The organism is Pseudoalteromonas sp. BZB3 (assembly GCF_040104455.1).
GTDB lineage: Bacteria > Pseudomonadota > Gammaproteobacteria > Enterobacterales > Alteromonadaceae > Pseudoalteromonas.
On record NZ_JBECOS010000019.1, the window covers coordinates 104,731 to 116,409 of the forward strand.

4 protein-coding genes, 1 tRNA gene and 1 pseudogene are annotated in these 11,679 nt (G+C 41.9%); all 6 read right to left on the reverse strand.

All coding sequences use genetic code 11. The annotated features are described in order from the left end of the window. Nucleotides 1-260: 260 nt before the first annotated feature. Nucleotides 261-2,198 (reverse strand): exodeoxyribonuclease V subunit alpha, encoded by a 1,938-nt coding sequence (gene recD, locus ABMY35_RS20105; protein WP_349287851.1) that lies wholly within the window; start codon nt 2,196-2,198, stop codon nt 261-263. Further along, complete coding sequence (gene recB / locus ABMY35_RS20110) at nt 2,198-5,767, reverse strand: exodeoxyribonuclease V subunit beta (protein ID WP_349287852.1); 3,570 nt, start codon at nt 5,765-5,767, stop codon at nt 2,198-2,200. The genes recD and recB overlap by 1 nt, the downstream gene beginning before the upstream one ends. Then, entirely contained in the window at nt 5,754-9,038 is a 3,285-nt protein-coding gene (gene recC / locus ABMY35_RS20115) for an exodeoxyribonuclease V subunit gamma (protein WP_349287853.1), read from the reverse strand. The genes recB and recC overlap by 14 nt, the downstream gene beginning before the upstream one ends. Before the next feature lie 187 nt (nt 9,039-9,225). Continuing rightward, nucleotides 9,226-10,257: a GGDEF domain-containing protein gene (locus ABMY35_RS20120; protein ID WP_138482038.1), complete on the reverse strand. Its 1,032-nt coding sequence runs from the start codon at nt 10,255-10,257 to the stop codon at nt 9,226-9,228. 196 nt (nt 10,258-10,453) lie between these two features. Then, a tRNA-Ser gene (locus tag ABMY35_RS20125) sits at nt 10,454-10,543 on the reverse strand. 101 nt (nt 10,544-10,644) lie between these two features. After that, nucleotides 10,645-11,559 (reverse strand): annotated as a pseudogene (gene nadA / locus ABMY35_RS20130) (quinolinate synthase NadA); the annotation flags it as partial. Nucleotides 11,560-11,679 lie beyond the last annotated feature (120 nt).

An 11,679-nucleotide genomic window follows, 5' to 3' on the forward strand; every position in this document is an offset into this window, starting at 1 on the left:
AAATAGAGTCTTAACACTAAATTAGAACCACACTTCTTACCTCATTGTCAATTTATACCAATCCTTTTAATTAAGCGATCTATTTTGAGGCAAGGAAAACTTGTCGGTAAATAGGCGGAAATTTTGCTATTTAGTTGTTCTCGGCAATTGCTTCTGCATTGCTCTACCTTCTGCATCCATGCAGTCGTAAATAAGAAATTTCTAACAAAGTTAGCGTCAGTTTTAGTCCCTCAAAATGATTGAGGATTGGTATTCACGAACTAACTTGTCTGCAATCTTTGCCTTAAACCTGAACAACGTTGCAACTGTCTAGACATTGAAAGCGTCAAAACAGACATCTGTGCCACCAGCTCAAATCTTTGTTTTGCTCGCGTGATCCCAGTATAAACTAGCTGTCGGTTGATCCCTGAATGTGCTCTTTGCATTGGTGGTAACAACATTGCGGTATGTGCAAACTCAGACCCCTGAGATTTGTGTATGGTCATGGCGTACACTTTCTCGTGCCTAGGTAGTCTATTCGGGTAGAAGTCCCGAACATGACCTTGCTCATCAACAAACACAGCTTTTAAACTCGCCGATGCTGAACTATTTGATTGATAATTGACTAAAATCCCAATATCACCATTAAATAAATTCAGCTGATAGTCGTTTTGGGTGATCATAATTGGCAAGCCCGCATATTGGCGCTGCGTTAAATCAATTAAACCACTTTGATGCAGTCTCTGCTCAATACGTTGATTTAGTGCGTTTACCCCGTAAGGGCCTTCTTTCACCGCTGCAAGTAACTGGTACTGGCTAAAAGCATGATGCACTGCTTGCACATCTTCGGCATTCAAGATGGGTTTACCTTGAATAAGGCGTAAGTAGTTTTGGTAATGCCCTGCTGCTCTGTCGATTAACGCGTGATAGGCATCATTACTGAAGTCATACAATTCTAAATCTTCAAAGCCATGTTGAATTGTCTGCTGTAAATGCTTCTGATCGTTATTGTTCACCGCTTGTGCCAACTGACCAATACCACTTTGAGCATTAAATCTATGGCTCTGTTGTAAAAATGCAATGTTATCAGAGAGTAAAAAGTGACTCGGCTTTTCGTGCAATTTTGTCGCATTATTAAAACAAATTTGATTAAGTGCGTTTACACAGTTTTGTGAGTAATGGGGCTGCTCGCCCAACTTTAGATGCTCACATAAATCCCCTAGCACATTACCGGTATCGACTGAGGCCAATTGATCTTTGTCACCAAGTAAGACTAGGCGAGCATGAGGTGGCAACGCTTTAACTAATTTGCTTAACAAGGGTAAATCTATCATCGACGCTTCATCGACAATAAGTAGGTCTAAGTGCAGCGGATTGTGCTCGTTATGCCTAAAGTGATGAGTATGTGGCACAACCCCAAGTAAGCGATGAATGGTTTGCGCTTGCTCTGGCAACAAATCAAACAGCTCGTCATCTATCATGCCGCTTTCGATTAACTTTTTCTTCGCGCCTATCATAGATTCAGTTAGGCGAGCAGCAGCTTTACCAGTTGGCGCAACCAGCTTAATACTCAGTGGTGCACTGCGATACAATGACTGTAAAATTGCCAACAACTTAGTGACTGTAGTGGTTTTACCTGTGCCTGGGCCGCCAGTGATCACACAAAAACGATTTAATGCGGCCATCGCACTCGCCACTTTTTGCCAATCGATATCATCTTGATCATCAAAGAAGTGACTGAGTAATTCAGTCAGTGTGTCTAGGTTCAAGGTCACTTTGTTGTTGTTCAACGCTTGGAATGCTTCAGCAAGGCTTGCTTCATAGTCAAAGTAACGGGCTAAATATAAGTTATTATTCAATAACCTCATTGGTTTAGCGTCACCCACAGCAGTGTGTGATGCTAACGCTTTTATCGCAGCTTGTTTGTGTTCAGACCAAGGGGCGGTTAACACATTTTCGCCTTGTAATTTTACTGGTAGCGAAAATGGGTTTTGCCAATCAATCTGCTCTAACTCCAAGCAGCTATGTTGTTGTCTTTGTGCTCTAAGTAGCAGCAAGATTAGATAAAATGCGTCATCAATTTTCGACGCATTGAGTAATGTCGCCAGCGCAATATCGCTGTGCAGCAGTTTTTCTTGCTCGATTAAAAGCCCGATAAAACTTTGATGATCAAAAGGCGCTGTGAATGCGGGTTGAGCAAATAAATCGGTTTGTTCCATTATGCTGCTCCTTGTAAAAATAAGGCATCTAACTGTTCAAGTTCACTGAGAGATAGCTGTTTAAAGAACACCCCTTCTCCGTCGCCCATGGCGCGTAAGAAAACATAATAGACGCCACCTAAATGTTGTTCTGGCTCATAGTTAGGTAAGCGTGCTTTAAGTAAGCGATGTAATGCCACGGTATAAATCATATATTGCAGATGATATTGGTGTGCGTTCATCGCTTGCACTAGGTTATCGCTGGCATAGTCGCTCGGTTCATCGCCTAAATAGTTGGATTTGTAATCAAGAATATAATACTTGCCCTGATGCTCGAAGATTAAATCTATAAAGCCTTTAAGTAGCCCTTTGACATTATCAAATTTAAGGCTACTTGGATGCTGGGTGATGTTTGAGACAATATTATTCAGCGTCACTTGATCTAATGGCGCAAGAGGTAAATTAAACTCCATCTCCACTAAACGCTGCGCAGGCGTTATGTCTTTAAGCGCTAAATTATTATTAAGTTTACATGCGAGACACGCTGACATCCAATGCTTGACTGGCGCTTGCCATTTCTCTTCAAAACCGAATTTATCTAGCGTCTGTTTTACTGCTTCTTCTAGTGTCAGGTTCGGTGCTTGCGGCGTTTCTGGCTCGCCAAAATCAATTAATTCAAAAATTTCGTGTAAACAGCTACCTGCTTTTGCCCCTTTTGGAAAGGTGTAAGCATTTAGGGTTTCTTGGCTTTCTGCCAATGGCAGGTCAAGCAAGTGGTTTTCATCTATTGCCCCTAATGGTCTGTCATCATGATCTTGATGATAAGTTAACTGGCTAAAGCTGGTTGCTCGCCAATCTCGTTCTATATTCGCTGACACCGCTTTTACAGCGCAATCAATCGTCTGCGCTTGTTGAGCTGGTATGTAACTTTCGCTTGGCAAACCATTAATATCAAAATAAGCGACCTGTAAATTCGCATCACTTGTACAAAGTGCGTCAAGTCGCGCGTGCCACTGTTCTGCAGAGGTCATAATATCTGGAGCAAAAAGCACGTAGCCTAGGGCTGTGCGAGTAATACCAGGCTTTTTACTTCGCCCTTCGGCTAAGTTATACATGCCTACATCACAGTGGTGTACAGCGCGTGTCAATGCCACATACAACAGACGAATATCTTCAGCTAAACGCTCTTTTTCAGCCAGTTGCATGCCGTCATCGGATTTAGATAAGTCATACACGAGTGCGTCGTCTTTGTGAAAGATCGCTTCGCTCGCTTCACGATAGCCGCTGGCAAACGGTAGATACACTATTGGATATTCCAATCCTTTTGAAGCGTGCATGGTGATGATTTTAACTAGGTTCTCGTCGCTTTCTAAGCGAACCTGTGCGGTATCGCTTAACGACTCGGTATATTGTTTTTCATACCAACGCAAAACCCGCTGTGTGCCTTCGAGTTCAATTTGCTTATGTTGTAAGAGCTCTGCAAGGTGGCGATAATCCGTCAACCAACGCTCTACATGATGGCCTTTTTGTTGCCAAAGTAACGGTAGGTTATTCTCAACCAACAACTGCTCAAGCATGGCCATCACGCCCTTTTTGTACCACAAAGCTTTTAGCTTAGAAAATTGTAACAAGTATTCCTGCCAAGTTTTATGCGCTACATTATTTTGAGCTGCTTGAAGGCTGTCCGTCTCGTTTTGCAATGCAAAAATTTGCTGGTAATTGAGGCCAAATAAATCACTGGCCAAAACACCTCTTAAAAGAGCTTCGTCATATGGGCCATGTAGCACCATCAAAAATTGCATCAGGGCTTGGCTGACTGGCTGTTGGAAAACACTTTCTCTGGCAAGATACACGCTGTCGATGCCTTTATTGGTAAGAGCACGTTTTATCAAAGCCGCTTCATTTCTGTCTCGTACTAAGAAGCAAATATCTCCTGCCGCCACAGGTGTGCCTGCGATTGTAGCAGCCCCCTGCTGCGCTTGATTCAAAAGCGTTGCAGTTTTACCCGCATAAAGCTCTGCCAACGCTGGATGCGCCACGCCCTTACTGGTGACCTCAGAGGCATCTTTTAAAACGCTAAAACACAATGGTGCTGCAGGCTCATTGCTTAGCTCAAAGCCTTCGCCAGGCTTTTTGCCATTTGCAGCCACGGCTTCAAACGGAATGTATTTGTTATAGATAAAGCTATTTTCATTTTGTTTGAAAATACTGTTAACCGCATCGACCACGCCTTTTGCTGAGCGGAAGTTAGTAGCAAGGGTATACTGATGTGTTTCTTGCACCTGCTTTTTGGCATGAATATAGGTGAAAATATCTGCCCCCCTAAACCCATAAATCGCTTGCTTTGGATCGCCTATCATGGTCAAAGTAGTCGTTTCACGCGTGCCGTAAATCGATTGAAAAATACCATATTGAATGGGATCGGTATCTTGGAATTCATCGATCATCGCCATTGGGAAAAGCGTGGCAATCTTTTCTGCTAAAACCTCGCCTTGTTCAGCAGTGAGTGCAGCATGCAACTGAGTAAGCAAATCATCAGGCGTTAAAACACCCTGCTTTCGTTTTTGTTTTTCTAATAAGGATGCAACTTGCTTCGCCGCTTGTTGCACTATGGCCAACGGTAACCCTTCTTGTAACTTTTGGTGTAGTGCAAACATCTCAGAAAACGATTTAAGCAAGGGATGCGACATCGGCGCTTGCCCTTTCTTGTAATACTGACTGTCTGACAGCGTTTCTTCACTCCACAAGTTGAATGAGTGCTTCGCAGAGCCAAATTCAAAATACCAATTATCAGATTGGCAATAGTCAATCAAAGCTGCAATATTGGCTACTCTCCCAGGCGCTTTATTTTTCGCAAGGCCCGAATTATCTAACGCGGTAAAGAAGTCGCTTGCTAACAACGCACTTTTAAATGTCTGTGCTTGTTGCTGGTATTGCACTTTAGTAGCCAGTACATCATCTAAGTCATAACTCGGTGTGATGGTGATATTGCCCTTACTCAGCAGTTTACTCACTTTACTATTGAGAGATTGCGGGTTTGGCACATGCTCTAAAATAGTCTGAGTGGTATCGGTATCGAGCGGGTAAATAAAACTGCGCCAGTAGTCTTTCACTGCTTGATCGATTAAATCAGCACTGTCGAGGACAAACGTTTGGTTAAAACCCATATTCGACTCAAACGCATGCTGCTTCAGCATTTTCTGGCAGAAACCGTGAATGGTGTAAATCGCGGCTTCATCCATCGACTTGGCCGCAGCATCGAGTAACGTAAAAGCCTGCTTTTTGTCTCTGACGTCTTTTAACACTCGCAGAATAAGGTCATCTTTTGATTCTTTGCCAAGTAGCACATCCCGCGCTTCGACAATGCGTTTTCTTACTCGATCTCTGATCTCAGCGGTTGCCGCATCGGTGAAGGTCACCACTAAAATTTGCTCAACGTTTAATGGCGTGCTTTCTTGCTCAGGTACGGTCAAACCCAGTAAACAACGTAAATACAAACCTGTAATGGTATAAGTTTTACCCGTCCCCGCACTGGCTTCAATTAGGTTTTGCCCAACCAAAGGCATGACTGTTGGATCAAGCATTTGCATATTTTTCTTCCTTCGCAAGGTCAATCAGTTTGCCAAATAACGATTTACTTAAGCTGACAAATTCAGCTTCAAAATCAAATAGATTTTTAAAATCGAGCGCCACGTAAGGGTTTTCGCTGTCGCCCATGCCGATATATTGGCCACCGTTAAATTTATTGGCCGCTTTATTGATGTCTTCAGTGAGCGCATATTCATAACTAGATGAAACAAAGAAAGGTTGCGGACTGCTCATAAGCGAAATGTAAAAATTGACCCATTTCTGTAGCTCGATTTTTGCCTCTTCTGCCTCTAACGGCGCAAAGCTAACTTGCTCGTCTAAACCATAAACAGAAGTCGTGACCGATTGGCCCATACAATTCGCTGCGCAGTGGTAAATAAAAGCTCTTAGTTTATCTTTGGCTTTAATACTCGCTGGGCGATAAAAGATTTGTTGCGACGTAAAGAGTTTATCGAGCCATCCTTGTAGTTTTATTGCGCCGCAGTCGATATCAATTTCAACTGGCTCTGAAGGAGATGTAAGTGTTGTTTTTAAACGCTCAGCTAGGGGGGTGATCCTTTGCTGTAATTGACCAAGTTGCACTTTACCCACTTCGGCTTGCGGCAAGTCGCCTCGTTGTAAAAGTTGCTCAGGCACTTTTTCTGAATCATTCAGAGAGTCTGTTAGTAACTCATCAAGATATTGATAGCGAGACAAAGCATCGAGAGCAAATGGTTCATCGTCGTCAATCACTTCTTCCGCATTGTATAAACGCACACCCACACGTTGCTGATAAAACGCTGCTTGTGGGTTTAAAACAGCTCGGATTAACTGATTAATATCTACTTCATGATCTGTTGTATCAAACGGATTTGGCAGGCCTTCGTTAAAACTTTCGTTGTCTTTATTGCTAGGCTGCTCTTTAGCAGCCTTTGAAATCAACCAAGTGGGGTTAAAGCTTTGTTGATCGCTCTCAATATAATTTAACGTAGAAAACGGCTGCAGTGTGGCTTGGTTTAGTAGATATGCTGAAGGCTTACTCGCATTGCCTTCGATATAAAAACAGCGGTCAATGTAGTCAATAAGTTCGCTGACCAAAATTGACGGTACTTGCGGCTCGTTGTTGTAGCATGAGCGCCCCACGTAACTGAGTAAGAGTTGTTGTCGAGCACTCAATAATGCTTCTAAAAATAGATACCTGTCATCGAGTTTACGTGAACGGTCACCTTTTTTACGCTGACTTTGCGATACAAGGTCAAAGCCTATCGGCTGAACACTTCGCGGATAGTCACCGTCGTTCAAGCCAAGTAGACAAACGACTTTGAACGGCACAGCACGCATTGGCATTAGTGTACAGAAGTTAACAGCGCCCACAAGAAAACGTTGCCCGACCCCTTTCTGTGCGACCCCTTGTTTGACCCAATAACTGATGATTTCGGGGCTTACCGCTTCAAGCATATCTTTATTGTCAAAGTGGGTCTGTAAAGTTTCAATCACTTTATTGAGCACTTGCAGATCCCAGCTTTGATCTGAATCTGGGTGATAAAAAGTCTTTATCAGTGATTTGAGCTGTTCGGCTTTGATATCAAGTGGGTTATGTTCACTCAAAATATTTTTGTGACTTATTAAATCATCAATAAAGTGAATCAGTTTACTGAGCGACTCAGTGGCCATGCCCTCAACTTGATCGCTTGGGAAAATGCCTTCAAATTCTAAAGACTCATCGCTCATAGCAATGCCAAGCAATAAACGATTTAAGCCCTGTTGCCAGGTATTAAGCTGCATTTTTGGCAGTTCATGCTCGGCCTTATGCTCTGCGTTAATACCCCAGCGTACCCCTACTTCTTCAAGCCAAAATCTGAACTGCTCGAATTCATCTTCACTACACTGATATTGTTTCGCAATTGGCTCAACAGCAAATAAATCTAAGATATCTGATACGCCAAAGCGGCTAAAAGGTAAGTCAACCAAAGACAAAAATGAATTGATCACAGGCTTTTCTTGATCAATGGCCAAGTCAGCCAAAGAGTAAGGTATATAGCGCTCTGCAGTTGCCCCGCCAAATACTGCCTCAATATAAGGACTGTATTTAGCTACATCTGGCATCATAACAATAAAGTCTTTCGGCGTAAGGCTTGGATCTTCGTGCATCAAAGCTAATATATGGTCGTGTAAGCGTTCAATTTCACGAAGTGGAGTATGGCTGTCTTGAAACACAATAGAGTTATCATCTTCTTCGATGGATAATTGACCCTCTTGGTTTATAAACCACTGTGTGTTTTCGACTAGGGTTTCGCCTTTAAACGATAAATCGAAAATTTCTTTTTGTACTTTGCCCAATAAGTTATCGCTAAAGTCTTCGACAAAACCGTCTATCCATGAGGCGTCAAGTTGCAGGAGCTGTTCAAAGTAATCACGGCCTAACTTACCCCATGCCGATAGAAGAGGATTACCGATTTGGAAATATTCCCCTGATTGCGCTTCGAGCTCTGGATATTTTACAAATTTAGCAGCAATTTTAGCCTGTGTTTTTTCATCAACCACATCGCCCCAATAGTGTTCACTCGGATTGAACAAGAATAGCAACACATTGGTTTTCTGAGCTAGCGCTTGGAAAATCTCAAGCTGGCTACTTGGAATGGCTGACAGACCAAATAAGCTTATTCTCTGGGGTAACCGCTCTGCAGAGGCATCAGTTAAGGCTTCGAGTAACATGCCATGCATGTTGGCTCGGTGATAAGGACTTTGTCCTAAGTCTTCAGTTAATAAAACAAGCTTTCGCCATAAGTCAGGCTGCCAAGGCGCAATAGAAACATCCACATCTGGCAACTCGTCCATGCCCGACTCCCAAGTGTCTAACCATTCAGGACGATACATTAAATATTGATCAAACACGTCGGCAATTTTTTCACACAAAGCAAAACGCTTTTTGCCAGCTTCATCATCTTCTAAATAACGTTTAAGAGGCTCATACACAGATAATCCGAGTTGCTCAGGCAACAACGTCATCAGCTTCCAAGTTAAGTTAGCTTTGTTAAAAGGCGACTCTTTTGGTACTTGCGGTAGAAAGGTCTGATATAGCTGCCAAATAAAACTTGAAGGCAATGGAAAATCGAGTTGCGCAGCCAAACCTGAATGTTGGCTCACCCCCAGCTTTAACCATTGCGACATACCAGGTGACTGAACAAGAATAATTTCTTTACTAAAAATACTGTCTAAAGGCGCGGTGTCTAATACTTTATGGAGTTGCGCTTGCAACGCCTCCATGCGATTTGACTGAATGATATGTAACATGATGACAAGCCTCTGCGTTCCAGTGCATGTTGAATACAAGGTAAATATAACACAGGGCTGAGTGTAATTTATTTATGAAAAACAATATAGTGACAGGGATCTAGTAAACAATATTTATCTAGAAAAAATTAAACCCCATAACAAGTTATGGGGTTTAATCATTAAAAAACTCATGCGAATTTAGTCTTTAAAATAAGTCTATATCGTTACTTTCATCACTATTTTTTTCATCAATCAGTTGATCGTCTATTAGTTGCTCAAAGAAACACAACTTATCTCGGCCATTTTCTTTTGCGTAATAAAGCGCTTTATCAGCTTGTTCTAAAACCGTTATAGGAAAGTCATAAGGGCTGATCCTGGACATACCTATACTCACCGTCATGGTTTTAACAAATGGGAAATGAGTTTGTCTGATTAGCTCCATAAACTGATCAATTTTAGCTTTCATTGCATCAAAGTCACATGGCTCAAAGACTAAAACAAACTCTTCACCACCGAAACGGAATATCAAATCACTGGAGCGAAAGTATTGACGCATTTTTTGCGCTAGCAATAATAAAACTTCATCACCACATACATGGCCATAGTTGTCATTAACTTTTTTGAAATGATCAATATCTACCATGGCAAGCCATGAAGTCGCACCTAAAGTGCGTTTTCGATTTTCATTTGGAAAGCTTGACTTGTGATGGTCTATTAATTGTTTTTCTAACAGCTGCTTTAGCTTCTTTTCAAACGTTTGTCGGTTGAGAAGGCCAGTTAACTTATCTCGTTCATTTTCGTGCAAGATACTTAAATAATTTTCAAAAATACGGCAAAAAGCATTCAATAAGACCTGATCTGAGCTGCTTAACCCCTTACTCACAATTGCAAGTGCGCCAATTGGTTTCTCTTGCAACGTAATAGGCAACCAGCGTCGCTCTGTACCATCCGCAGATTGAACAGTTATGATACATGCAGATTGTAAACAAGAAACCAGCTCTGACGGCGGCTCTTGAACTACGTCTCTGTCTTCCCAAAGAAAGTCATCATGTGGTAGTACTTTTAAACATAAACTGCGTTCAATTACCAACTTCCCCTGAACTTGCAAATCTTTATAAATACCAACTTCTTCACATCCAATAAACTCTTGAATAGTAGAAATCAAACTATATTCAAGAGAATCTACATCTCTAGTTTTAGTTATTTTTATGACTGAGTTAAGTAGCTCTTCTTGCATAATACTTCCAATCGATCATCGACTAGTACGAAACAACCTAAATATGTCAATTAGTTAGCAAGTATTCGCTCAACGACATTTAAGTTAATTTAAAGGATTGAAGTTATTCTAATCGAAAGCCATTAAGATAGGAATAAAGAATTTAACACATTGTACCAATGTAAGGGAATAAAACAGAACTTAAATAGAACAGAAATGGCGGAGAGGGAGGGATTCGAACCCTCGATAGGGGTTAGCCTATACACGAGTTCCAGTCGTGCGCCTTCAGCCACTCAGCCACCTCTCCACTGCGCCTTAGCGCGAAGCTATACTAAGTAAAGCACCACACTTAAGCAAGCTTTTTTGCCAATATGCTAATCTAACTGCTTAACATATCGGCAAATTTGATTACTTCTTCAAGTTAGAAGAGAAATCTAACATACGATTTAGTGAGCGTAGTGCTCCTTCACGTAAGTCCATATCAACAAATACTTCTTTACCTTCTGGGCTAACAAGTGCTTCTTCGATTGCTTTAAGGCCGTTCATCGCCATCCAAGGACAGTGAGCACAGCTTTTACACGTTGCACCTTCACCAGCTGTTGGCGCTTCAAAGAACTCTTTCTCTGGGCATAGCTGCTGCATTTTGTAGAAAATACCGCGATCAGTTGCAACGATGAACTTTTGATTACCCATCTCTTGTGCTGCTTTAATTAGCTGGCTTGTTGAGCCTACAGCATCAGCAAGGTCTACGATTTCAGCTGGTGATTCAGGATGAACTAACACAGCCGCATCTGGATGAAGCGCCTTCATATCTTTTAGCGCTTTCGTTTTAAACTCATCGTGAACGATGCATGCGCCATTCCACATGATCATATCAGCGCCAGTTTTCTTCTGAATGTAAGAACCTAGATGCTTATCAGGACCCCAAATGATTTTTTCACCCTCAGAGTCTAGGTGTTCAACAATTTCTAAAGCACAAGATGACGTTACAATCCAATCTGCACGGGCTTTTACTGCCGTAGACGTATTCGCGTAAACCACAACTTTTCGATCAGGGTGTTGATCACAAAACTTGGAGAACTCATCAATTGGACAGCCCACATCGAGTGAACAAGTTGCTGCAAGTGTTGGCATAACAACGGTTTTGTTCGGCGTTAATATCTTCGCCGTTTCACCCATGAAACGAACACCCGCTACGATGATGATGTCTTTATCTTCTTGGTTTGCACCAAAACGCGCCATCTCTAAAGAATCAGCAACACAGCCGCCTGTTTCTTCAGCTAATGCTTGGATCTCAGGATCAGTATAATAATGCGGAAACAAGGCAATGTTATGAACACACACACATCAAATAATAAGCAACAAGATCTGCAACTCTTAGACTCAAAAAATCATGCTGATTCAACCTCTAGTACGTACAATAAAATACCAAGCAATTGGAAA

Coding starts and splice junctions, on each gene's coding strand:
- recD (WP_349287851.1), bottom strand. CDS start 2,198: ATGGAACAAACCGATTTATTTGCTCAACCCGCATTCACAGCGCCTTTT.
- ABMY35_RS20120 (WP_138482038.1), bottom strand. CDS start 10,257: ATGCAAGAAGAGCTACTTAACTCAGTCATAAAAATAACTAAAACTAGA.
- recC (WP_349287853.1), bottom strand. CDS start 9,038: ATGTTACATATCATTCAGTCAAATCGCATGGAGGCGTTGCAAGCGCAA.
- recB (WP_349287852.1), bottom strand. CDS start 5,767: ATGCAAATGCTTGATCCAACAGTCATGCCTTTGGTTGGGCAAAACCTA.